Source organism: Bartonella rattaustraliani AUST/NH4, from assembly GCF_000312565.1.
GTDB lineage: Bacteria > Pseudomonadota > Alphaproteobacteria > Rhizobiales > Rhizobiaceae > Bartonella > Bartonella rattaustraliani.
The window spans coordinates 91307-115867 of record NZ_CALW02000031.1; the positions used below are offsets into that span (position 1 = coordinate 91307).

General features: G+C 37.9%; 18 protein-coding genes. 10 read left to right on the forward strand and 8 right to left on the reverse strand.

What is annotated here, in order from left to right; all coding sequences use genetic code 11:
- Positions 1 to 9 precede the first annotated feature (9 nt).
- Positions 10 to 288 (reverse strand): integration host factor subunit beta, encoded by a 279-nt coding sequence (gene ihfB / locus BN67_RS05105; RefSeq protein ID WP_026088181.1) that lies wholly within the window; start codon positions 286 to 288, stop codon positions 10 to 12.
- A 183-nt stretch (positions 289 to 471) separates the two neighbouring features.
- Between ihfB and lptC the strand changes: the two genes are divergently transcribed.
- The 6 genes from lptC to rlmN all read left to right on the forward strand — a co-directional run bounded on the left by lptC (position 472) and on the right by rlmN (position 7313).
- A complete protein-coding gene (gene lptC / locus BN67_RS05110; RefSeq protein ID WP_019223068.1) occupies positions 472 to 1119 on the forward strand; it encodes an LPS export ABC transporter periplasmic protein LptC in 648 nt (215 codons plus the stop codon).
- A gap of 82 nt (positions 1120 to 1201) precedes the next feature.
- Complete coding sequence (locus BN67_RS05115; protein ID WP_019223069.1) at positions 1202 to 1810, forward strand: LptA/OstA family protein; 609 nt, start codon at positions 1202 to 1204, stop codon at positions 1808 to 1810.
- Positions 1811 to 1816: 6 nt separating this feature from the next.
- On the forward strand, positions 1817 to 2611 hold the full coding sequence (gene lptB, locus BN67_RS05120; protein ID WP_019223070.1) for an LPS export ABC transporter ATP-binding protein: 795 nt from the start codon (positions 1817 to 1819) through the stop codon (positions 2609 to 2611).
- 1165 nt (positions 2612 to 3776) lie between these two features.
- Positions 3777 to 4241 (forward strand): PTS IIA-like nitrogen regulatory protein PtsN, encoded by a 465-nt coding sequence (gene ptsN, locus BN67_RS05125; protein ID WP_019223071.1) that lies wholly within the window; start codon positions 3777 to 3779, stop codon positions 4239 to 4241.
- A 1300-nt stretch (positions 4242 to 5541) separates the two neighbouring features.
- A complete protein-coding gene (locus BN67_RS05140) occupies positions 5542 to 6051 on the forward strand; it encodes an invasion associated locus B family protein (RefSeq protein ID WP_019223074.1) in 510 nt (169 codons plus the stop codon).
- Between the two features lie 41 nt (positions 6052 to 6092).
- A complete protein-coding gene (rlmN, locus tag BN67_RS05145) occupies positions 6093 to 7313 on the forward strand; it encodes a dual-specificity RNA methyltransferase RlmN (RefSeq protein WP_019223075.1) in 1221 nt (406 codons plus the stop codon).
- 2 nt (positions 7314 to 7315) lie between these two features.
- Here the strand turns inward: rlmN and BN67_RS05150 are convergent, their stop codons facing one another.
- Complete coding sequence (locus BN67_RS05150) at positions 7316 to 7954, reverse strand: LysE family translocator (protein ID WP_026088182.1); 639 nt, start codon at positions 7952 to 7954, stop codon at positions 7316 to 7318.
- A gap of 1274 nt (positions 7955 to 9228) precedes the next feature.
- On the opposite strand from BN67_RS05150, the gene BN67_RS15410 reads away from it, so the two are divergent.
- Positions 9229 to 9342, forward strand: coding sequence for a hypothetical protein (locus BN67_RS15410; RefSeq protein WP_202802734.1), 114 nt, complete (start codon positions 9229 to 9231; stop codon positions 9340 to 9342).
- Between the two features lie 260 nt (positions 9343 to 9602).
- Here the strand turns inward: BN67_RS15410 and BN67_RS15210 are convergent, their stop codons facing one another.
- Entirely contained in the window at positions 9603 to 9728 is a 126-nt protein-coding gene (locus BN67_RS15210) for a hypothetical protein (RefSeq protein ID WP_280101213.1), read from the reverse strand.
- 175 nt (positions 9729 to 9903) lie between these two features.
- Between BN67_RS15210 and BN67_RS05165 the strand changes: the two genes are divergently transcribed.
- On the forward strand, positions 9904 to 11565 hold the full coding sequence (locus BN67_RS05165) for a lysine--tRNA ligase (protein WP_019223079.1): 1662 nt from the start codon (positions 9904 to 9906) through the stop codon (positions 11563 to 11565).
- Complete coding sequence (locus BN67_RS05170; RefSeq protein WP_019223080.1) at positions 11565 to 13142, forward strand: peptide chain release factor 3; 1578 nt, start codon at positions 11565 to 11567, stop codon at positions 13140 to 13142. The genes BN67_RS05165 and BN67_RS05170 overlap by 1 nt, the downstream gene beginning before the upstream one ends.
- Before the next feature lie 363 nt (positions 13143 to 13505).
- Here BN67_RS05170 and BN67_RS13585 read toward each other — a convergent pair whose 3' ends face one another.
- From BN67_RS13585 to addB, 4 genes are all read right to left on the reverse strand, one after another.
- The gene (locus BN67_RS13585; protein WP_244427034.1) at positions 13506 to 13679 is read right to left on the reverse strand and encodes a hypothetical protein; all 174 of its coding nucleotides are present in this window, start codon (positions 13677 to 13679) and stop codon (positions 13506 to 13508) included.
- A gap of 144 nt (positions 13680 to 13823) precedes the next feature.
- Positions 13824 to 14144 carry a thioredoxin gene (trxA, locus tag BN67_RS05180; RefSeq protein WP_019223082.1) on the reverse strand — a complete coding sequence of 107 codons (321 nt, stop codon included), beginning with the start codon at positions 14142 to 14144 and terminating at the stop codon, positions 13824 to 13826.
- A gap of 102 nt (positions 14145 to 14246) precedes the next feature.
- Positions 14247 to 17729, reverse strand: coding sequence for a double-strand break repair helicase AddA (addA, locus tag BN67_RS05185; protein ID WP_019223083.1), 3483 nt, complete (start codon positions 17727 to 17729; stop codon positions 14247 to 14249).
- On the reverse strand, positions 17726 to 20845 hold the full coding sequence (gene addB / locus BN67_RS05190) for a double-strand break repair protein AddB (protein WP_019223084.1): 3120 nt from the start codon (positions 20843 to 20845) through the stop codon (positions 17726 to 17728). The genes addA and addB overlap by 4 nt, the downstream gene beginning before the upstream one ends.
- A 941-nt stretch (positions 20846 to 21786) precedes the next feature.
- Between addB and BN67_RS14170 the strand changes: the two genes are divergently transcribed.
- On the forward strand, positions 21787 to 21951 hold the full coding sequence (locus tag BN67_RS14170) for a hypothetical protein (RefSeq protein WP_019223085.1): 165 nt from the start codon (positions 21787 to 21789) through the stop codon (positions 21949 to 21951).
- Between the two features lie 1081 nt (positions 21952 to 23032).
- Here BN67_RS14170 and tsaE read toward each other — a convergent pair.
- Entirely contained in the window at positions 23033 to 24514 is a 1482-nt protein-coding gene (tsaE, locus tag BN67_RS05205; RefSeq protein ID WP_026088183.1) for a tRNA (adenosine(37)-N6)-threonylcarbamoyltransferase complex ATPase subunit type 1 TsaE, read from the reverse strand.
- Positions 24515 to 24561: the final 47 nt, after the last annotated feature.

A 24561-nucleotide genomic window follows, 5' to 3' on the forward strand; every position in this document is an offset into this window, starting at 1 on the left:
TGTCGGTACTCACTGATTAAGCCTATCACGCAGATCTTTGCCCGTTTTGAAAAAAGGAATCCATTTTTCTTCAATGGCAACTGCTTCACCTGTTCGTGGGTTGCGACCATTACGGGCTGAGCGGCTTTTAACAGAAAAAGCTCCAAAACCACGCAATTCAACACGATTACCGTTAGCAAGCGCTGTTGAGATTTCTTCAAAAATAGCATTCACAATATTTTCCACATCGCGTTGAATAAGATGTGGGTTATGACGAGCAATAATTTGTACAAGCTCTGATTTAACCAAAATAACCTCACTTTCACACAAAAAAATTCTCTCTGTGTACATTACGTATTGCATATTACATATATAAATATAAGAGTAAAATCAAACCAAGAAAAGATAAATTGCAAGAAACAAAATTTGAAAATATTTTTTATAAGGGTTATACAAAGAAAAAATGCTGCATATTTAAGAGATTAGGATAGCATGGTCATACATAATCGTTATGAACTTTTTTCAGTAAAATCATCTTTTGGTGATATTTTTAAAAAAGCCTCCCGTCATTCACGTTACATTAGTGTATTAAAGTTCTTTTTGCCTCTTGTAGCACTGGTGATAGCGCTTGTTTTTTGCTGGTTTACATTTTTCTTTGTTCCCACTGCTTCTAACCCTACAACATTGAGTGAAAATGAAGAGAGGGAGATCATGAAATTGACGATGCTCAATCCAAAATTAGAAGGTTATACGCGTTCTCATGAGCCCTATTGGTTTAAAGCAGAAAAGGCATTTCAGGATCATATACGTTCTGGAGTGATTGGGTTGCAAAACATTACAGCCGAGGCATTTATAGGCAAACGAAAACGAGTTTTTCTTGATGCACAAGAAGGAATTTACGATAATATGAGTAGTTGTTTGCAGTTGAACGAGCCATTCACGATTACCATAAATGATGGAACGATTGTACAATTTATAGCAGCAAATATTAATTTATCTGAAGGGCAGTTAGATACAAATCAACGTGTCAACATTCAGCGTGCAGGTTTGCGTCTTTCAGCAAATGCTTTGCAAATTCGAGAAAAAGGGCAAAATATGTACTTTCATGGTGGTGTGCATTTAATTTTTGATAAAAAATGAGAGCATATCAATACAAATTTTGAGAGACATTTATGAAGAGAAGCATGTGTATTATGTAAACAGAAGAATTGAGAGTGATAAGATGAAGCTGAGAGAGTTATACAAAAAATGGGTGAGTATTGCTTTAGCTTTGAGTATGGTAATGCTGGAGGTTGTAACAGTTTCTGGATATGCTGAAGTTGCTCACTTTGGGATTAATCTCTCAAATGATAAAAAACCAGTTGAATTTTATGCAAACTCTTTAGAAATACGTGACAAAGAAGGGATAGCACTCTTTAATGGTGATGTTTCAGTGATTCAAGGTGAACGTCTTTTGCGAACGGCAAAGTTAGTTGTTTATTATGATAAGACGCATAAAGTATCTGATAAGAGTCAGAAAGATGTGAAGATACAATCCTCGGCTTTGTTTGGCTCTGCAGGTTTTAAGAGAATGGAAGCTTTAGGAAAAGTTTATATAAAATTTTTCACACAAACCGCTACGGGTGATAAGGGTGTTTTTGATGGAAAGTCAAAAATAATGCATTTGACGGGGAAAAATGTGGTTTTAACTGATGGTGATAATGTGGCAACAGGGTGCAAATTGACGGCAGATATGAAGAGTGGAAATGCTTTTCTAGAAGGTTGTAAAACACCTGAAAAAAAGGGGCGTGTTTCTATTATTTTTAACCAAAGTCAAAAGAGTGGCAATTAAGATTTCATGTTTGGAATCAAAAGAAAAAAGCAGACGAACAAACATGATCTTGCAATGGAATCTTTAAGGGAGCGCTTAAAGGGAACTTTAATTGCGAGCCATTTGGTTAAGATCTATCGTGGAAGACAAGTTGTTAAAGATGTTTCTTTTGGTATTCGTACTGGAGAGGCTGTTGGCATTTTAGGTCCCAATGGTGCGGGTAAAACAACTTGTTTTTATATGGTTACGGGTCTTATAAAATCCGATGGAGGATCCATTAAAATTGATGGGTTTGATATCACGCATCTTCCGATGTATCGACGTGCGCGTTTAGGTATTGGGTATCTCCCCCAAGAAACTTCTATTTTTCGTGGTCTTTCCGTAGAAGATAATATTAAAGCTGTGTTAGAAGTGGTTGAAAAAGATCATGTTAAGCGGCGTGAAGAATTAAATGCTCTTTTACATGAATTTAAAATTGATCATTTACGAAAAATGTCTGCTCTTTCCTTGTCTGGAGGAGAGCGCCGACGCCTTGAAATTGCACGTGCTTTAGCTTCTCGCCCCCATTTTATGTTACTTGATGAACCATTTGCAGGAATTGATCCTATTGCTATTTTTGACATTCAACAGCTTATTCGTCATTTAACCAGGCGTGGAATAGGTGTGTTGATAACAGATCATAATGTGCGTGAGACGTTGGGTCTTGTTGACCGTGCCTACATTATTCATGCTGGGCAAGTGTTAGTTCATGGTGGACCCAATGATATTATCAATAATGCTGATGTGCGCAGAATTTATCTGGGAAATCAATTTTCTCTTTGACTTTAAAACGTCTGTGAATTCTCATTTCAGTTTCAAGAGATCAATATGGTGAGTACAAAGGCTCTTTCTACAGATTTAGACAGTCAAATACGGATGGGTAAAACTTTAAGCTATTATCTTATAAGCATTTTTACGACATAATAAGGCACAATAGTTATCCTATGAGATGATAAAACTATCATGATGTTGTTAGATCGTGTAAAATAAGGAGGGAAATGTAGGACTGCTTGGGGAAAAGAGGGAGGTATGTTTTTACCGTGAGTTATTTAGGAAGACTTTCTCGAGCGGTTGTGTTTAGCGTGTTATTATTGAGAGATTTCTCATTTCTTTTCTAACGGTATTCTTAAACTCAATTCTTTATGAGTGGTGGAAAAAAGTCCTCATCAAGATGCACTGATTCTACAGTTTTGTCTGTTTAGTTTATTTTTAATTGTATCGTGAAAAGATATCACTGGATTAACTTTATAATGAATGATAAATGAAGAGCCGTGGATAAACACGTGCATTGTTGTAAGATATATATGTAGTAAAAATACTTTTCTCTGTTGGATAAAAAAATATGTTGATGATGCTTTTTTAAATGTTTTTATGCTAGCACCATGGGGTATATGTGTACAGTTGTCAAATAATTTGTAGTGTCGTGTTGATTTGCATTGCGCATTTAGGAACATAGCTACAGATATCAAATCAGATCTGCAAATCTTTTTAGAATATCATTAAATGATTTAAGAGTCTTTGAGATCGTTGTAAATAGAGCAGCGCTCAAGTTGCACAATAATTGCCAAAATAAAATGCCATTTTACTTTATATTTTATAAAAGTGAGTTTTCAAAAAAGGAAGAGGTGGGGCTGATGAAGAATTGTATGCTCATTTTTGCGATGAAAAGATCAATAAATTTATGAGTAATGGTCTTTGCTTGTATCACGAGGAAAATTAATTTTATGTATAGCGACATTTCCTTATTTTCTCATACTGCTAATTAGGAGCTGAGTACTATGTATTGTTGCGCTGATAGTAATATTGGGTGAGCCAAGCTATTAGATTTTGTAAATTGAAAAGTAAAGTCACATGCTATGATGCGAGAAAACAATGGGCTTTTTTAGGCATCCATATGATTTACGGGTTTGTTTGTGGGCATTAGAGCGTGCAAAAGGAAAATTGAAGTATGAACTTGAGTGAGTTAATTGCACCGGAAACAATTATTCCGGCTCTTAAGGCGAATTCGAAAAAACAGGTTTTACAAGTTTTGGCTGAGAAGGCAGCCAAATTAACAGGTCTTAATGAGGAGGTCATTTTTGATATTGTTTTGCAGCGTGAAAAACTAGGTTCAACTGGTTTGGGTGGTGGCATTGCGATTCCTCATGGAAAGCTGCCAGATATTAACCGGATCGTTGGTATATTTGCACGTCTTGAAAACCCTGTTGATTTTGAAGCTCTTGATGATGAGCCGATAGATCTTGTTTTTCTTCTTTTAGCACCTGAAAATGCTGGCGCAGATCACTTAAAAGCTTTGTCACAAATTGCGCGTGTTTTGCGTCATGCTGATGTTGTTCAAAAATTACGCAATACGTATGATGCTCATGCACTTTACGTTTTATTGATTCAAAATTCAGAATCAAATGCAGCTTAAAAAGATTGCGTGAGGTGCTGTTCGTGAAGAGTATACAATCGGTTGGAAAATAGTATAATCTACATTTCATGAATTGAGAATGAGTGATTTCTTTATGTGGCTTTGAATGAAGCTTTTTTAAGAAAGCTTTGCTTCAAAGAAGAGGGGAAAGAAACAGCTTCTCGTTTTTGTTACTTTTTTGTGTGAATTTTCCATTATTTTAGATTGCTTATCCATAAACTAAGTTTTTCGTAAGTTAAGGTGCTTTGAAGATTTAAAGGTAAAGGGTATCATCTCTTTTATGTAAGTTGGTGAAAAAGGTTAACAGTTTAAAAATACCCTTTGTTTAAATTTCAGCTGTTGCGTAGGGTTCATTTTAAAGAACAATTTTGGACGGCACAAAATGGAAGTTGCGGTTTTTAGGTTTTGAGCAAAAGGGTTTTTATACATGTACAAGATTGTTCAATCACGATTGAATCAATGGAGAGTTCTTCTGAAAACATCGGAGAGAAGAAGGCTTAGAAACTGTTGTGGAAAGCAAGCCATTTGATATTTTGATAAATTGAATTCTTCAAAGGTTTTTGGTGAAGAGAGAGAGTGAATATTATCAAGCTCATGAAGCAAATAAGGTTAAGAGCTGGTTTCAATTTTTGAAAGCACTGCAAAAATTGGCGATTTAAAGTGGCAGATTTATGATAAGAATATACGGTATAAAAGTTTGCGAATTTACATACAGCGATGAGGGTAAGATTTGTACATTCTGTATTTTATGGTAAATAATCTGACGGTAGTATTTTATAATTTTCTGCAGAAGACTTTAAGATTGTGGAAAGAGTGTGTTGAGATAGTGTTGAATACGAAACCTTAACACACTATAATTGAGAAAAGGTAGGATATTTTATGGTTTTTATGAATGCAAGAGGCGTTAAACGGGTTAATTTATAAATAATATTCGAAGGGGTGTGAAATGTCCCTTTGGAATGTGTTTTCACGATTTTGCAAGAATTTTCTGGCGGTAAAAGTCTTCGTTTATTTCTTAGCAAAATGGTCGTATGTTGGTAATTTGTTTTTGAATCTTATGAGAGATGAATTGGCACAAAAACACAATTGGTCACACAAAATTAAAATGTTATTTTTTAATCTGATTATTGAATAAAAAGTTCATGTTTTAGTAATAATTAAACGTAAAAATCTGCTTTGACTTGTGCAAAAATATTTTGCTTTTTAAAGGGATTGCAACAACTACAATTCATAAATTGACGTGTTTTTGTTGAGTTTTTACAATGAAAACATCTTGTTAGAGATTAAAGAAGTGAGTTCAATGAAGATATCTAAAAAGACTTTTATTGCTGCATTTGTAATGATTCTGGTTACTGTCGGAGCAGTGTGTGCGCAAGCGCCGAGCCGTTTAAGTCAATTTGAAGCTTGGGGAGCCTACTCTTACAAGTCGCCCCAAAATACAATTTGCTATGTGCTCTCTGTACCCTTGGAGGCACTTCCAATCACAGTTAAGCATGGGGATAATTTCTTTTTGGTTACCAAACGTTCTAATTCGCCAATTTCTTTTGAACCACAGTTTATGGCTGGATATACATTTAAAGAAGGTTCAAGAGTTACTGTGACCATTGGAGGTCGGGATTTTGATTTTTTTACGAAGGATTCGTCCGCTTGGTTGGCATCAGCAGCGCTAGAAAAGCAGTTTGTTTCTGCTATGCGTTCTGGACTAGATATGACAGTGAAGGCTATTTCAAAACGGGGAACCCATACGACCTATACTTATTCCTTGAGAGGGATAACGGCTGCGTTGAATGCGGCTCAGGAATGTCATTAAAGTTTCTGTAACTTTAAAATAGCGATGTAAATTGGAAAATAATGGCCCTTTCATATGATCTTAGACCTGTTAATTCATGTCTAGCACAGGAAATTGTTACAAAGGAGAGCGCTAAGCTCTCTTTAATTGGTTTGTCGCAAGATGAAATGGCGCAAGCTTTAAAGAGCGTTGGTGTACCAGAACGACAGACGCATATGCGTGTGCGTCAGCTTTGGCATTGGCTTTATGTTCGTGGTGTTTCAAATTTTGATGAAATGCTAAATATTTCTAAACCAATGCAAGAAATGTTTAAAAGCCATTTTTCTATTGCTCGTCCGGAAATTATAGGGGCGCAAATGTCAAAAGATGGTACGCGTAAATGGCTTTTGCGCTTTCCGGCACGTGGGGCTGGAAGGCCTGTTGAAATTGAAACGGTTTATATCCCTGAAGAAGGGCGTGGGACTTTATGTCTTTCATCGCAGGTAGGGTGTACATTAACCTGTTCTTTTTGCCATACGGGAACGCAGGTCCTTGTTCGTAATCTTACAGCAGAGGAAATTCTCGCGCAGTTATTAGTGGCACGTGATTGTTTGGGTGATTTTCCTGATAAAAATACCCCTGATGGGGCCATTGTTCCAGTTGAAGGGCGTAAAGTTACGAATATCGTGATGATGGGTATGGGAGAACCGCTTTATAATTTTGAGGCAGTGAAAAAGGCTTTATTAATTGCGTCTGATGGAGAGGGGCTTTCTGTATCAAAACGTCGAATTACGCTTTCAACCAGTGGGGTTGTTCCTGGAATTATCCGAACTGGAGAAGAAATTGGTGTTATGTTGGCAATTTCACTTCATGCGGTACATGATCCACTTCGAGACATGCTGGTTCCAATCAATAAAAAATATCCGCTTGCTTGTTTAATGGATGCTTGTCGTAATTATCCTGGTCTTTCTAATGCTAGGCGCATTACATTTGAATATGTTATGCTAAGAGAGATAAATGATAGTTTGGATGATGCTAAGCGCTTAATTCAGTTATTAAAAGGCATACCGGCCAAGATCAACTTAATTCCTTTTAATTCATGGCCGGGGAGTAATTATCAATGTTCTGATTGGGAGCAAATTGAACGTTTTGCTGATGTTATTAATCAAGCAGGATATGCTTCACCTATTCGGATGCCACGTGGGCGTGATATTTTAGCTGCATGCGGCCAGCTCAAATCAGCTTCAGAGCGTTTGAGAAAACCTGAACGTTTTCAGCTTGAACATGGGGCTAGCGACAAATAACTTTAATCTTGAGCAATGAGAAGGCGTAAAGCAAAACTTGTAAAGATGCTTGCCATAAGCCAATCCAGAAAGCGGAGATAAGAAGGGTTTTGTTTAAAACTCTGAGTAAGTTTATGTGCCATAAAGATCGTGGAGACTGTAATGGGCAAAGAAATAGGAATATAAGAAAGCCCCAAAATAAGCAGTTTTTGTGTAGCCATAGGATCATGAGCATGAATAAACTGCGGTAAGAAAGTAACATTAAAAAGAATAACTTTAGGGTTGAGAAGGTTGATTCCAATACCAGCGAGGTAATTACGTCTAAGGTTTTGGAGTTGTTTAGAGTTTTGTTTGAGATAAAATTTTGATTGTCTAAGCACAACTTGCAAAGAGAGCCATAAAAGATAAAAAGCTCCCACAATTTTGAGAAGAAAAAAAATGCGTGGTGAGGTAAAAATAAGTGCGGATAAACCAAGGGCTACAGCCGTGACTTGAAGAGCAAAGCCCGTTGCACTTCCCAGAGCACATACAATTCCAGCTTTTTTCCCTTGTGTAATGGTAGTCCCCACAGATAACATGATATCTGGTCCTGGAATAAGTGCTAAAATGAGTGCTGCGGTAGAAAATTGTATCAAAATAGACCATTCTGGAAGAAACGATATTTCAACCTCTTTAATTTTCTAAAATTTTTTATTGTACAAAGAGGTCCCACTTTATGCCTCTTACATAAAAACACTTCTTTACCCATTCTCATTTTTTTTTGCGTCTCTAAAATGCGGATAAAAAGGAGTTTATTTGTATAGTTTTGCATATTTTCTCAATTTAAAAGAAAACAAACTCCGTAGAATTCTAAAATGCAAAAGTGGCAAAATATTAAAAAATGATTTTGATTTATTCAGGGAGACTAGATACATTAATTATTCTTAAATGATTATAAGATGAATTCGGTGCAGCAGTTATAACTTTTATGGCTTATTGGGATAAGAGGAAAGAATGAACACTTGCGCGTGGTAAAGCGGAAATGTTTGATGTTAAAAATCTATATTAAGGATTTATGCGAAGAATTTGTGTGTGATTTTGTTCTTCCGATATTTCAAACGAATGCAGTTTATGAAGGTATAAGCCGGCATCATTACTCTATTTACTAGCTCATAGTATACTTACCAACTCATGAGAGTGCAACGCTTTTTCATGAAGGCTGTTCATGAAAGGCATTTTCCTCTTTTCTTCTCTCGTTTTACCACTATGTCAATCCCGCTTATGATGTACAAGCCAAGAGAACAAAATTGATTCAATATAAAGAGGTTTGAGATGAGAGAATCTTGCGGGTATTCGGGGTATGGTTTAAGCTAGGGAAAAACAAATAATTATTATAAATCAATGTATTGACTATGATATGACCTATCTTTTGGAAATTTTAATTGCCTATTCATTGATTTCAAAGCACTTTATTGAAACTGCCAATGAAATAGGGACAGGTGGCAATTGCTTAGAGAGAAACAGGAAAGGCAATGATCAAGGATGTTTTGCGTTTTCTACTTATGCACTAATCCAGATATTAAAGTTATTTTTCCATGGCGTGATTGTTTTTTTTACGTCGGGCAAATTTGAAAAATTTTGCGCATAAACACCAAATTCGCTGGAGAAGGATAAGCAAGACGAGGGGCTTTTTTTATTGATTGCGAATTTATTGTGTTCATCATCAGAGGAGAAAATTCTGGAAGATCCCGCATTTTCTGCTTCTAAATATATATATGCGTATTTTAATCTGCTTTATATCAAGAAACCAGAATCACTCTTGGTTTTAAAAAAGGTGACGCCTTTTCAATCAATGGAAGAGTTTATTTTCTGAAAATTGACGTTCGCAATTGAATAGTTATGGACAAGATAACGATATCGGCTTTGGTTAGATTTGGTGGAAAGTGGTTTTGTCGGTATGAAATCATGCGACATTTATAAAACACTAGGAGAAACCATTCTTTTGATCATTCATAAGACGATGGAATCTTTTATATTGGATAGAAGGGTTGCGCATTTAAAAGAGAAATGAATACCACGTTATGCAGAACTTATTTATTATGGCTTTTGATGTTAACCTGAGTACAAAATGTTGGAGGACGATGAAGGTGTTTATAATCAAAAAGATGCCGCTGGCTTTATTAAATTAAAATGCTCTTCATTTGCACATACAAGCAGCACGTTTATCAAAATGCGAATAAATAATTCTACACGATCCACCCTTACAGCATAATAAAAGAGTGTTTAGTTTTGCACTTTTTCTAACTTATTATCGGTAAATTAAGTTATTTGTCAGACTTTGAGTACGATACGAATGGATTTTTTCTCTTGCTGATAGGTGTAATAAGTGTAGTAAGAAAAACCTAAAATAAGAGCAATGAGAATAGCAATAATCAAAATGAGTAAATGACGGTTCATGATACTGATGCTTCGTTGATATCAAAATACAAAGAAAAGGATAGAGCAAACATGAGCCACTGCAAGAGCATGATGAGAAGATTTTTGATGTACTTTTCATTTGCTATTATTGACGAATAAATTCAAGAACCATACACCATACACTTAAAGAGTTTAATTTTTTAGGATAAAGATAATGATGCGTGATCAGTATGATGCTTTTAGCCTTTCGTCTGAATTAAAAGAGGCGGCTGTTCAATCAAAAATTTGGCCTTTTGAAGAAGCACGTAAAATTATTAAACGATATGAAAAAACAGGTTATCCAGAGACTGTGATATTTGAAACGGGTTATGGACCTTCTGGTTTACCGCATATTGGAACTTTTGGAGAAGTCGCACGTACAACTATGGTGCGTCATGCTTTCCATATTCTCACTGAAAATAAAGTTAAAACAAAATTGCTTTGTTTTTCTGATGATATGGATGGTTTACGCAAGGTTCCCGATAATGTACCTGATCGCGAAAAAATGGAAAGTTATCTTGGTCAACCGTTAAGCCGAGTACCAGATCCTTTTGGCGATATTTATCCTTCTTTTGGAGCGGCGAATAATGCACGTCTGCGTAGTTTTCTTGACCGTTTTGATTTTGATTATGAATTTGCAAGCGCTACGGATTATTATAGCTCGGGTTATTTTAATGAAACACTTTTAAAAATTCTTGCCTGTTATGATAAGGTGATGGCAATCGTTCTCCCAACATTGGGGGAAGAACGGCGGGCGACTTATTCACTTTTTTTACCGATTTCTCCATTTTCTGGAAAAGTATTACAGGTTCCGATGATTGCTCGGAATGTTGAAAAGGGCACCGTTACTTATATTGAGCCTGAAACTGGAGAAACCATTGAAACGGAAGTGACGGGGGGAAAAGTGAAATGCCAGTGGAAGGTAGATTGGGCGATGCGTTGGAAAGCGCTTGGTGTTGATTATGAAATGGCAGGAAAAGATCTGATTGATTCCACAAATCTTTCTTCTAAAATTTGTAGAGTTCTTGGGGGCAATCCGCCAGAAGGGTTTAATTATGAGCTCTTTTTGGATGAGAAGGGACAAAAAATTTCTAAGTCTAAAGGAAATGGTTTAACCATTGACGAGTGGTTAACATATGCTCCCACGGAGAGCCTTGGACTTTATATGTTTTCAAAACCCAAAACAGCAAAACGGCTTTATTTCGATGTTATTCCAAAAGCTGTTGATGAATATTATGCGCATCTTTCAGCATATGGTCGTCAAAAATGGTCAGAGCGGCTTAATAATCCTGTATGGCATATCCATAATGGTCGTCCTCCACAGGTTAACCTGCCTGTCTCTTTTGCCCTTCTATTGAATTTGGTAAGTGCTTCAAATGCTGAGAATAAAGAGGTTCTTTGGGGTTTTATTTCTCGCTATGCCGAAGGAGTTAATGCGCAAACTTACCCTGAACTTGATCAGTTGGTGCAATTTGCTATTAAATATTTTGATATTTTTGTCAAACCCAACAAAAAATTCAGAGCACCTGATGACAGTGAACGCACAACACTCGTGCAAATTGATGAAACATTAGCCAGTTTATCCGAAACAGTTGATGGAAATGTGATTCAAAATGCACTTCTTGATGTGGCACGTTTGGTAGAACGTTATCAAGACCATAGCAAAAAGAGCCCTGAAGGGGGACCGGGTGTTTCCAATGTCTTTTTCCAAATGTTGTATGAAGTGCTTTTGGGGCAAGAACGAGGACCACGATGGGGATCATTTATTGCGTTGTATGGAATTAATGAAATGCGTGCATTGATTGCTGAAGCGCTTGCGCGGCCTATGGGGGAATAATGGAAAAGAGAGAGAGGGAAGTAAAACGGCGTCGCACATTTGCAATTATCGCTCACCCAGATGCGGGGAAAACAACGCTGACAGAAAAGCTCCTACTCTTTGGTGGAGCTATTCAGCTTGCTGGTGAAGTAAAAGCAAAAAAAGATCGTATTCAAACTCGTTCCGACTGGATGAATATTGAGCGGGATCGCGGTATTTCAGTTGTAACATCGGTGATGACATTTGAATATGAAGATCATATCTTCAATTTGTTAGACACTCCAGGACACGAAGATTTCGCTGACGATACCTATCGTACTCTCACGGCTGTTGATAGCGCTATCATGGTGCTGGATGGTGCACGTGGGATTGAGCCTAGAACACTGAAATTATTTGAAGTGTGTCGGATGCGCGATATTCCTATTGTGACTTTTGTCAACAAAATGGACCGTGAGGCACGCGATCCTATAGAACTTTTAGATGAAATTGAAGAAAAACTTGCTCTTGATATCGCACCAATAACTTGGCCAATTGGTATAGGAAAAGATTTTGTTGGAACATTTGATTTTCACAATAATCGTTTTCGCCAAAAAGATGATGAGGTTGTGCAACAGACGGTTTCTGGGTCTTATGAGGTTGCAAATTTGCTTCCTGAAAACCAACGTTTATCTTTTATCGAAGGGCTAGAACTTGCGCGAAGTGCTTGCAAAAATTTTGATCTTCAATCTTTCCGTGAAGGGCATATGACACCGGTTTATTTTGGTTCTGCCTTACGAAATTTTGGTGTTCGTGATTTGATTAACGCACTTATTGATTTTGGTCAAAGTCCTCGTGATCAGAGTACAGATCAACGCAATATCATGGCAACAGAATCAAAAATGACAGGGTTTGTTTTTAAAATTCAAGCGAATATGGATCCTAATCACCGTGATCGTATTGCATTCTTTCGGGTATGTTCAGGAACACTTGAACGTGGCATGAAAACAAAGTTGGTACGAACGGGAAAGCCAATGACACTTTCGGCACCACAATTTTTCTTTGCGCGTTCACGCCAAATTGCTGATCACGCTTATGCGGGTGATATCGTAGGGATTCCTAACCATGGAACGTTGCGTATTGGTGATACCTTGACGGAAGGAGAAGATATTCTTTTTAAGGGTGTGCCTAATTTTGCACCGGAAATTTTGCGTCGTGTTTGTTTGGGCGACCCGATGAAAGCTAAAAAATTGAAAGAAGCTTTGCAGCAAATGGCTGAAGAAGGGGTTGTACAATTGTTTATTCCTGATGATGGTTCACCTTCTCTCATTGGTGTTATTGGTGCTTTGCAAATTGATGTTCTCCAAGAAAGACTAAAGATAGAATATGGCTTACCGGTGGATTTTGAACCAGCACGCTTTAATATATGTCGTTGGATTTCGGCACAAAGCAAAGATGAGCTTCAAAAATTCCTTATCAATCATCGTTCTGCCATTGCTCATGATTTAGAAGGTGCCCCAGTTTTTTTAGCAGAAAACCATTTTTCATTGAATTATGAAGCAGAACGGGCACCAAAAATAAAATTTACAGCTTTTAAGGATTATCAAACACGTTCTGAATAAACAGATTTTTTTATCCAAGAAACTGTGCTTAAGAAATCAAATAAAAGGAGGGGATAGTACCTCTCCTTTGTTATAATATATTAATTCTAAAGAGTATTCATCATTTTTAAATTTTAATGAGAATCTCAAAAGTAGTTAAGATTCTTTCCTTTTAGATCTGCATATCCAAAATCAAAAAACCATTTTCTCAGCACTCTTGCAGAGGAATGATCATACGGGTACAGGTTGTTTAAGAAAGGCATAAATACGCTTCTTCTGAATTATGCAGCATATTGATTTATAATGATAAATTAGTATTATTCACCTTGAAACACAACCCCGAAAATTGTATGTTTTTCTCATTTCAAACTTTTTTATGTTGGGTCAACTTTGTTCACTTGTCTTTATGCTATAAGCGGGGTTGGTATGTTCATGGGTTTGTTTTAAAGTATCTCTTAGAGCACCTAAGCCCATTTTACGCTGGCGTCCGTGAATTGTATAGGGATAAAGCCATCGAGCACCTCCATCTTTATGCTTATGAAAGTATAAGACTGGCACCCTCACTCACTTTACCAGCGCTCAATGTTGCAACGTTGAAACCTACCTCTCGTGAACGGTATGAATACGAGAGGAGGCTCATAGAAAAACGAATAAAATAATGATCATACTCGTTGAGAGCAAAAAACACTTTCAATAAATTCATCAAATTCCTTCTTTGATCCAGTCGGAAATACGCCCTTTAGAAGCAGCACCAACCATATTTGATGCCACATTTCCACCTTTAAACATCAATAAGGTAGGAATTGAGCGCACTCCATATTGGGTAGCAAGTTCCGGATTTTCATCAATATTAACTTTGGCAATTTTAACTTGATTTTGCATTTCTGCTGAAATTTCATCCAAAATCGGAGCAATCATTTTGCAAGGACCACACCATTCTGCCCAAAAATCTACGATAACAGGGGTGGAAGAAGTCAGAACTTCACTTTCAAAATTGCTTGTATCAACTTTTATACATGTCATTGAATTATCCTTTATATTCATTTTTATAGATTGGTACGGTAGCAAGTCATATCAAGTCATTGCAAAGATAAATTATAAAAGAAACTTTGATGCGTAAAGTTTCTAAGCTTGTGAGGCAATTTCATCAAGGAGGGTATCGAGTTTTTCTGGAGAAAGTTTGAAAATTTTGACTTCTTTGCTGTAAGCAAGAAGAGCCTGGATGTCTTTGTCGGGGTGGATAGCTTGCAACAGTTTCCGATAAAGGGCCATTTGCAGCAAATAACGTGGTGCAATAGCCTCTTCCTTTTCTGGTGGTGTTCCCGTTTTAAAATCAGCAAAAATAACGCTATTTTGTGTGATGTAGAGACGGTCAATTTGACCAGAAACTTCTTGTTCTTTTCCACGAATTTTGACAATGCCCATCAAAGAGACTTCAGCACGGGCGTGTTCAGAGAAAAGAGGTTTAAGGTAGGAATGCTCTAAGATTTGCCAAACATGACGCAGGGCGTTTTCTTTTTGATCTTCATTCCAGTGAGAGGCTTTGCTATCAAGATAATGGCGCGCATAATCTCGACGTTTTTGAAGGGGACAATTGGGGAGATATTGTAGTAACCGGTGAACGATATGCCCATATTCGATATAAAAAGCTCTATTGGTGTTTGGTTCTCCCAAAACAGGCGAAATGCTAAGGTGCTTTGTTTGAGAGGAAATTTCATTATCAGCTTCAATAGAGAGGCTCGCAACAGAGGGCCTTAACGGATTTGGTAAGACTGGTTCTGCTGGTACTTTATGGGAGAAAAACTCCGGTAAAGGTGGAAGTGTTTGGTGCTCAGTACACGATATCTCTTGCTCTATTGGTGCAGAAGAAGAGGGTGTGATGCAATAGCGCCAAGCTGTAATATCTTCTGCGGGGCCTTGAATAGTAACCATATGTGGTTCAAGAGCTTTTTTTATCAATTGTAACCATGTATGGGAGGAGGTTCGCGCGCTGCTATAACCACAAATAAACAATCGATCTTCAGCACGTGTCATTCCAACATAGAGAAGGCGTTTGTATTCTTCTTCAGCACGTTCTTTGAGGTGTGAAAGCGCTTTTTCAGAAGTTTTTGTATTGAACTCTGCGTTGGGATGCCAAATAAAGCCTTGCTGATCACTCAATCCCGTGTTGTTTAAAGGAACTTTAAGAAGGTGTGGAGCATGTTTAGAATGCCAAATAGCACTTCCAGGGTCAACTAGGAACACAACAGCAGCTTCCAATCCTTTAGCAGCATGAACTGTCATAATACGGATTTCATCGTGGTTTTGATCGAATTCTCGTTTAATTTCTGGTTCGCTTGCACTGAGTATTTCCAAAAAGGCTTGGAGTCCAGGGAGACCAGTTTTTTGAATAGCGATGGTATAATCCATGAAAGCATCAAGCACATCATTCGCTTCAGATCCTAAGCGCGCTATAATTTTGTGTCGCCCTTTATCGTTATTTAGAATATAGCTATAAAATTCAAAAACTGGTATTTTATCGACCAAAGCACGATAATGATTCAAACTGTCAAAAGCTTGTTTAAAAGAGGAATTTGAGGGTGCATGTATAGCAAGACTTTGCCAAAGCGAGCCAGTGCGGTGGGCGGCAAGCTGGTAAAGTTCTTCTTCAGTCAGTGCGAAAAGTGGACTTTTTAAAACACAAGCAAGAGAAAGATCATCTTGTGGTTGCAAAATAAAACGTGCAAGTGCCATGAGATCACGGATGCTCATATGGTTGATGAGCTGTAAACGGTCGGCACCAGCGACAGGAATATGACGTTGTTTAAGCGCACGAGAAAGCGCAAAGACAAATTGATCACGCTTACGAACCAAGATCATAATATCACTGGCACGCATCAAGCGTTCTTTTGCTGGAAGTTTTTCTCCTTTCTGTAACCAGTTAGCAATGGTTTCAGCAACTTTTTCTGCCAAACGCGTTTCAGGTGTGTCTAAATGATCAACGGTGACATGCCAGTCATCGGGCAATTCATTAGTTTCTTTAGAAATGGCATCCCATACAATAACCTCACCTGGACTATGAACACGAATAGCTTCATGGACAGTTTTTATATTTTCTGCTGAAAGTCCTTTGTAATTTTCTGGGGTTTCAAAAACAAGATCCACACTTTTAAGAATATCAGCTGTAGAACGAAAAGAATAATGCAGTTGTACTTTTTCAAATTTCTGTTTGGTTTGTTGTGCTTTTTTTTGAATGATTTTCCCGTTTGCGGCAAAATTTTCTGGTGCAGCGCCTTGAAAAGAATAGATAGACTGCTTTTCATCTCCGACAGCAAAAAGCGTGCGTGTGTTTGTACGTTGACTGTATCCGGTGAAAAATTCTTGTGCCAAAAGTTGAATAATTTGCCACTGTTCAGGGTTAGTATCTTGCGCTTCATCAAGCAAAATATGGTCAAGACCATTATCAAGTTTATAATGCACCCATTGGCTTGCTCCTTGGCGCTGTAATAAATGGAGTGTGCGCTCAATGAGGTCATCAAAATCAAAAAGACCGTTTGCTTTTTTTAAATCTGCGTAGATTTTAAGATAGAGAGAACAAAGCTGAAAAGCAGCCTTATTGAGTGTGGCAATTTTTAAGCACTGATATTTTTCGAAAAGAAGAGAAAGTTGACTTTGTTTTTCTTCAAGCATTTGTTGAATAAAAGGCCAAATTTCATCTGACTTTTTACGAGAGAGATGTGAAAAACGGCGAGGTTCACCTTTGGCTGTGAAATAAATATCGGAAATAATGCTGATAATCTTTGTTTCATCAGTGGTATTTTCTAATAGAGAAAATTTTTTAATCATCTCTTTAAGATTTGCATTGCTGTAGATTTGACAATGTGTCAAAGCGTAAGGGGGAAGAAGAGCCGCTTGTTGAATTTTTTCCAGCAGCTTTTGGTTTGTGTCACTTGGTGCTAAATTAAAGAGTGTACACAGTTGTTGCTCTCCATTTTCTGTTTGAAGAGAGGATAAAAAACCAGAAAGTTTATGCTGTTTTTCGGTGGCTTCATACAGCAATTGGTTAAAACTGTGCTCACTAATCACTTTAAACAGTTGTTTCAATGCAGATTGTGCATCTTTATGCTCCAAAAGTTGGCGACGGGATTCTTGCAGTAATTTTTTTCGACTGATATCATCAATCAGTTCGAAATGTCCTGCAATGTTTGCCTCGAGCATAAACTGATGCAAGAGAGATTCACAAAAGGCGTGAATAGTTTGGATTTTTAAGCCTCCAGGCGTTTCAAGAGCACGAGCGAAGAGTCGACGTGCATGGGTTAATTTTTGTGCATTGACAGGCTTCTTTTCAAGCTGAGATAAGGTTTTTTGAAGTTGTGCATCATCGAGTTCATTCCAACTGGAAAGTGTTCGAAAAATTCGCGATTGCATAACCGCGGCGGCAGCCTTTGTATAAGTAAGGCATAAAATACGTGCTGGAGGAGTACCATTTAAAAGCAGACGGATAACACGTTCGCTTAAAACATGCGTTTTTCCAGATCCTGCATTTGCAGAAACCCACACATTTGTTTTTGGATGTGTTGCTGTTGCTTGTGCCTCAAGGGCGGCTTCAGGAATAGAAAAAATAGTCATGATTGTTCTGCTTTGTGAAGATTATTGAACCACTCCCACACACGTGCTAGGTGGTCATAATCATCTTCATATTCTTTTTTCATAGGGACGGCGTGTGAAAGATAGCCTTGTTGTGGGTTTTGATAATGATCCATTAGTGCAATAAGATGTTTCCATGCTTTTTCACCAAGATGCATTGCGTTTTGGTGCTCTTTTTCTCCTTTTTTTAAAAGAATGGATTGGGGAGAGATTTTGCCTTTTCCATTGAGAGCAATGTAAAATAAATTTGAGGGCGTGAGATCTTGAAAGTCTGTAAAGGCACCTTGCATAAGCAAAGCTGTCTCCAATGCCAATTGTGGGAATAATAATTCACGAACTTGTTTTGATGAGGGGGGCGTACTGGTTTTAAAATCAAGAATTTCAACCATTTTCTCTGGCAACACATCAATCCGATCAGCACGCCCTGAAAGGGTTACGCCTGTCGTACCTATAGGTATTTTTTGTGATACAACTTCTGGATATCGTTCTCGAGAGCTTAAACTTTGCTCCCATTGGATAAAAAATGGAGCAAAATTTTCAAAATTGTTCCACCAGATTTTTTCGATATCGGCAGGGAGATTGCATTTATCAAATTCTTGACGTCCAAGATTTAAGAGAACATTTAATGCATTTGCAGCATTTGGATTTTTGACTTGTGTACAAAAAGCAGCAAGAATAGCATGGTACAGTGTTCCACGTTCAGCAGTATTAGGCTCACGAATGAGGGGCTTGAGCGGTTTGAGACGCAGGATTTTTTTTGCATAAATAGCATAAGGATCATGCCGCAACGTGGCTATTTCAGTAACTGAAAAATGACGTGGACGCATTTTAAGAGGCGGAACAGGGCAAGGGCGGGGTGCAGGGGCAGTCATATCTGTACTATCAAGCATTTTTGCCCAATGAAGGAATACTTCACCTCGTGTACGGATTTGTTTCCAAACCTGTTTTCCTATAACTGTCTCTAGACGAAGTAACCAGCGTGAAGGAAGTGAAGGGACGTGATTAACCCGCAGTGCTCGACTCATCACCACTTTATTCATTCCCATGGCCCATTGAAAATCATGGGCAGAAAGACCAATACGCTGTTCAGGCGGCTCAAGTTTGAGCATCATTTTCATTGGTCGCGATAAAAAGGCATCATTGCGTGTTGTAATAGGCCATGATCCTTCATTAAGACCACCAATAACGACGGTATCAACTGTTTGCAGGCGAGATTCCAAAGTCCCCCAAATGAATAAACGTGGATGTCCTCCAGGCGGGGGGGAAACGGAACGGGTTGCTATGAGAGCTAAAAACATAGCAGGCCATTCGCGAAGATGAAATGTAAGTCCTGATTGATCAATCATCAATTCACGTAAAAAAGTTAAGAGAGCTTTTCCTGCTTCATCTTGATAAAGATGGGCAAGAGAATTGTTTTCATCACGCCCAAAATTTTCAAAAACTTCAACTGTTGCCGCCACAGCTTCATTGATGGTGCATTCTTTTTCTTGTTTCATGAGAGCTGTTAAAGGCTCAATAGCTTTTACCAAAAGCTGACAGAGCAGATGTGCTTCTTCACTCTTTTGTTGATCAAAGGAACTGTTGTCAGAATTTTGTTCGCGTGTTTTCATCCATTTTTCAAGAAATTGGTCACATTCGCAAAGATTCACACGCCCCGTGTTTTCTCGGAGAACAAAAAGCTCAAAATTTTCTGCCATTTTTCGTAAATGATGACGGCTTTGTTTGAGTGTTGTGAGGGGATGCTTGAGAAGGGAAAGAAAAGCTATTGGATCATGAGGTTGCAAGATATTTTCTAGAATAAGCCGTAAAAGGGTTGCAGGAAGTGTTTGTGCAAGGGGCAGTCCGCCTGAATCATTTGCTTCAATTCCAAAACGTTGGAGTTCAGCGCAAACACGGCGTGCTAAATTACGGTCATTTGTAATAAGAGCGGCAGTTTTTTGAGGTTCTTCAATAGCATTGCGTAAAGCAACAGCGATGGTGAAAGCCTCTTCGCGCTCATTTACAGCTTCAATGAATGACCAATCTGCACAAAGATTTTCATAATCATCACGGAGAATTTCTGTCCACCTGTCTGTTGTAGACGCTGGTCTGAGTGCTTCTGATAAAAGAGCTGCCCGTTTTTTCTTTGTTGCACTTTGTTGGCCAATTTCACGCACATGCATGCGGTGACATTTCATGAGAGAAAGAAGCTTTTTTAAATGGTATTGAGGATGACTAAAAACATTAGCGGTATGATCGAAAGAATCATAAGTCGTTTTTTCTTGCTTTATTGTGTCTAATGCTTCCCATTGCTCTTCATCCATATGAAGATCAAGACCTGGAAGGATAACAGCGCCTTTGGGAAGGGTCGCAATGACCTTTAAGAGGTGAGAAACTGCGGGAATGGAACCTGATACACCAGCTGCAATAATAGGTTTATTGGGTTGTGTGCGGTGTAAAATTTCAGTGTGTATTTTGAGTGCTTGATTGCGCCATTCCGCAGGATTGCTTCTTTGTCTTTCTTGTAAGATTTGTGGCCAGCTTTGTGTGACAATGGTAAGAAAACTAAGTGTGATTTGCCACCATTCGGCGATTGTATCGGGGGCAATTTCTTTAAGTTTTGACCAATCTGCAGCCTCTGTTTCAATTTCATCCATCAACTGTGCTAAGTCTTGAGCAAGCCAAATAGCATCAGCTGTATGGGCAGGAATAATGATATCTTCTGTCCCAAACATGGCACGTAAATGCGCTGGTAAATTTTCACGCCAAGGACGAATAAGACGCGTTAAAAGCAGAAGACGTTCACTTGTTCCAAGTGGTGGATTGAGAGTGCTTGTAGAGTATTCAGAAAAAAAGAAACTGTCTTCATCAACATCTCCTAAAGGGCGAATAACGGGCAAGAAGGTTGATTTTTTGTTACCTCTTTCAGCAAAGGCTGTACGTAGAGCGCGCGCAGCACGGCGTGTTGGCACATAAATGAGAGTATCCGCAAGGGTTGTTTGGATATCTTCACCAGACGCAAAGTCACGAATAAGATCACCTGAGAACAATGCGTCAACAAAACACGGTAGAAAAGCAGTTCCCGGAGAGATAGAAAAGACACGTGGGTTATGGAGCATATGATCTCATTTGAAGTGTATGGAAAATATTCTATTTTATTGATTATATGAATTGTTTGTACTGTATACAATTTTTATACAGGGAAAAATAATTTTATGCAGGAAAAAATGAAAAAGTTTTATTTGCGAAACAAGTCTTTTCACTTAAGACGAAAATTGAAAGATATCACACGATTTGAGTCATTATGTCATAGAGAGAAAGCAATTTTCTGATACAATTTGACAAAAGCGATGCTTTATTATTTAATCCAACCACTTCTTTAATCTCAGTAGGTTAAGAGAGAAAATTCTAAAAACTATTAAGCTTTACAAAGCATATGAGAATTTATGAAAGAGAATAAAGAGAGCATTGACCGTGTCGTTTATCCAGTATAAAGGTACAAGCTAGCGCCGTCACTCACTTTACCAGCTTGTGGTATGTTGACCAACTCATGATGTTGCGATAGCCCTTGCATAAAGGCGGTTCACGAGAGACATTTTTTATAATTTTTATTTCTCACACAAATTCTGCTGATAGCGTAAAGCCAAGTGAACACAATTGATTCAAGATAAAGTGGTTTGAAATGAGAGAATCTTACGGATATCCGGGGTTATGACTCAAGGTCATAACGATAAATACTCATTATAAATCAATACGCTGCATAGTATTGGAAAACACTTTTTGCATATCATATTATTTGCGAATAAAAATGATTCGTGATTTAAAAATAAGTTCTGTCTAAATCACCTGCGTGTGTCGTTGAATTTCTAATTAAGAAGGGTTAAATCTTAATGGATAATATGATCATTGTAACGGACAATGTGACTTGTTCCATTACTAGAGAAATGCAATGCTTGCAAATGTGCCTAAAACATATTGGTGTAAAGCCTATGGAAGAGTACAAGCACAATAACTTGTGATATAAGCACACTTAGTGCAAATCGTGAGAAGGCTTTATAAAGTGCTCGCCGCTTTTGGCATGAAGTCTGAACAAATTGATCAAACTCTCGTTATTGAAGACTTTGAAGATTTCACGGTTGATCCTATGGCAACACTTCGTGGTATGTCTTCTGCTTTGAAAAGTGGAAGTGTAACCATTGAGGAAATGTTGATAGGAACAGCTTAAAGTTTCCCGTGACTATGAAAAGGGAGAGGATCCTTTATCTGATAAACCTTTTAGGAATACCCGTAATACAGAAAAGAAAACCAATATCCATTCTCAATCAATCACAGAGGAAAAAATCAGCATAATCGATGAATTTTACACATTCCTCTTTGAAACCAATCAAGCAAACTAAGAATAATATTCATGGCTATGAGAAAACTCGTCATAACAGAACCGGAAATCAATCATATCATATGTTCAGCCAAAAAAAGGGGACAAGAGCAGTGGAAATAAGAACTGAAACCTGTTCTGTTTTAATTCATCTCAAAGGCGGCTTACTGCCTTTCGTACAAGAAAAGAAGCAAAAGAAATCTCCAGACTATTTTTTCAAATTGAAATTGTAGTTCATTAAAAATGCGAAAAAGAAAACCGCCCTATCTTGTGAAAGAAGTCACTAGATAGGAGAATATTTTATATTTATATTGAATACAGCCCTCGTAACGTCTTAAAGGGGTATTGAACACGGAAGTTTGTTGATTAATATGATCAGATCATTTGTATATTAAAGAATAATCAGTCCATACTAAGCGAGAAAAATTATGTAAAGAGTGGATCGCTCCAAGAATTCGCTATAAATGAAGAATTCATCTATAAATACTATGAAAGTTTTCACTGGAATAACTATCGAAAGGAATCCGTATAAGCCGGCGCCATCATTCACTTTACCAGCTTATGGTATATTTACGAGCTCATCCTGTTGCGATAATCCTTGCATGAAGGCGGTTCATGAGAGGCATTTTTCCTTCTTTCCTCACTAATTTTACCCTTATGCCAATTCCGCTGATAGTGTAAAGCCAAGAGAACAAAATTAATTCAATCTAAGTAAGTTTTAGAAAGAATCTTAACAGTATTCGAGGTTGTGATTCAAGGTGAATAACAATGAATTATCATTATAAATTAATATGTTGCAACATTTCAGCGGGGCATTGCTGATAGGGCGGTACTAAAGTCTTTAAAGATTGGTTCCTCTTATCACGTTGGTTACAATCAGAACTTCACGATGTCATCAAGAAAGCAAAAAACAACATGGTAACGAGGCCGCCTAAAGGAGTCCTATTTCTTGATAAAAATTTCGTAAAGGTGCCAGAATAGGGTGTGCGAGATTACGGGCAAGATAATCCTGCAGATGGGGGAGGTGTTTAAGGTAAGATGATTTTCCATCACGCTGAGAGAGTCTTACAAAAATCCCTAAAATTTTTGAAATCCGTTGAGCGCCTGCAAATGCATAGAGTTTACGCAACGCATCTTCATCAAAAGGTCGTGGTGCTTTATGACGTGCATGGCAATAGGCATCGAGAATTTTTTCTTCAAGTTTTGGTGAGATAAATAAGCGTGCATCTTGTGCTAAGGAAACAAGGTCATAGGCTGTAGGACCTTTTAAACCGTCTTGAAAGTCAAGAAGACCAATGCGCTCTGTTCCTTCTTTATCTTTTCGCCAAAGAATGTTGGGAGAATGATAATCACGCATAACAAAGGTATTTTCTCCTTGAACGAGACTATCAAGATAGGGCTGCCAACAAGCAAAAAAGGCTTTACGTTGTTCTTGCTCCAAGCTTTTTTGTGTTTGAAAAGGCAAATACCAATCCAGTAACAAAGAAAGTTCTGCTTGCAGTGCCTGGCAATCATAGGAGGGAATTTTAAGCAAAAAAGTTGTAAATTGCTTCTCTGAAGACCATGATTTTTGGTGGAAAGCAGCCAGCAATTGACTACAGGCAATATAACGCTCTTCAATAGGATTGCCCGTTTGATCTAAAAGTCCTTCACGTCCAAAATCTTCTAAAATGACAAGACCTTTTTCAAAGTCTGTAACAAAAATATGAGGAGCAGAAAATCCATTGTCTAAAATGAGCTGATTAATCCCAACAAATTGATGAATATCTTTTGCAAGACGTGCCATTGTTATGTAAGGAAGATCTGTGTTTTGTGCTATTTGCATAGTTGGTGCATCCATAAGAACTTCTTTGTGGTGCCCATCATCTAGAAGTTCATAGGTACGTGCAGAGGCATCACCAGCCAAAAAATGACGATGAACATGACCGCGTTTATGGTTTTTTAAAAATGTGCGAATTACAAAAGACCGCTGAAAACGTTCCATAGCATGTTGTGCTGATGTAAGAGTGACATGACGCCCATAGCCTTCATGCCGTAAGGTAAGTGCAAAGGTAACAGGTCCTAAAAGATTTTCAGCTTTTTCTGGCCATTCAATAAGCAAAATTCGTTGTTCACGTGTTTCGTGGAGTCCTAATTCATCAACTTCTTCTGCTATAGAAAGGCGATAAAGGTCAGCATGAATAATTTCCAATTGTGAAAGTTGGTAGCTTTGAACAAGAGTAAAAGTAGGGCTTGGAACGTCCATAGTGTTATCATTTGCAAGGGCATGAATGATCGCGCGCGCGATAGTTGATTTTCCTGTTCCAAGATCACCTTGCAATGTTATAAGATCGCCTGGCTTTAAAGCGAGAGCTAAATCTTGTGCAAAAAGCCTTGTTGCTTCTTCATTTTCAAGAAAAAAACTAAAATTCATTAACGGTTCCATGAAAGGAGGGGATTTTGCCATAAGAAAGGATAAGA

Excerpts from the sequence above, each read along its gene's own strand:
- trxA (WP_019223082.1), bottom strand. The coding sequence starts at position 14,144 with ATGACATGTATAAAAGTTGATACAAGCAATTTTGAAAGTGAAGTTCTG.
- BN67_RS05170 (WP_019223080.1), top strand. The coding sequence starts at position 11,565 with ATGGAAAAGAGAGAGAGGGAAGTAAAACGGCGTCGCACATTTGCAATT.
- BN67_RS05165 (WP_019223079.1), top strand. The coding sequence starts at position 9,904 with ATGATGCGTGATCAGTATGATGCTTTTAGCCTTTCGTCTGAATTAAAA.
- ptsN (WP_019223071.1), top strand. The coding sequence starts at position 3,777 with ATGAACTTGAGTGAGTTAATTGCACCGGAAACAATTATTCCGGCTCTT.
- BN67_RS15210 (WP_280101213.1), bottom strand. The coding sequence starts at position 9,728 with ATGAACCGTCATTTACTCATTTTGATTATTGCTATTCTCATTGCTCTT.
- lptB (WP_019223070.1), top strand. The coding sequence starts at position 1,817 with ATGTTTGGAATCAAAAGAAAAAAGCAGACGAACAAACATGATCTTGCA.
- addB (WP_019223084.1), bottom strand. The coding sequence starts at position 20,845 with ATGCTCCATAACCCACGTGTCTTTTCTATCTCTCCGGGAACTGCTTTT.
- tsaE (WP_026088183.1), bottom strand. The coding sequence starts at position 24,514 with ATGAATTTTAGTTTTTTTCTTGAAAATGAAGAAGCAACAAGGCTTTTT.
- rlmN (WP_019223075.1), top strand. The coding sequence starts at position 6,093 with ATGGCCCTTTCATATGATCTTAGACCTGTTAATTCATGTCTAGCACAG.
- BN67_RS05140 (WP_019223074.1), top strand. The coding sequence starts at position 5,542 with ATGAAGATATCTAAAAAGACTTTTATTGCTGCATTTGTAATGATTCTG.
- lptC (WP_019223068.1), top strand. The coding sequence starts at position 472 with ATGGTCATACATAATCGTTATGAACTTTTTTCAGTAAAATCATCTTTT.
- BN67_RS15410 (WP_202802734.1), top strand. The coding sequence starts at position 9,229 with ATGAAATCATGCGACATTTATAAAACACTAGGAGAAACCATTCTTTTG.
- addA (WP_019223083.1), bottom strand. The coding sequence starts at position 17,729 with ATGACTATTTTTTCTATTCCTGAAGCCGCCCTTGAGGCACAAGCAACA.
- BN67_RS05115 (WP_019223069.1), top strand. The coding sequence starts at position 1,202 with ATGAAGCTGAGAGAGTTATACAAAAAATGGGTGAGTATTGCTTTAGCT.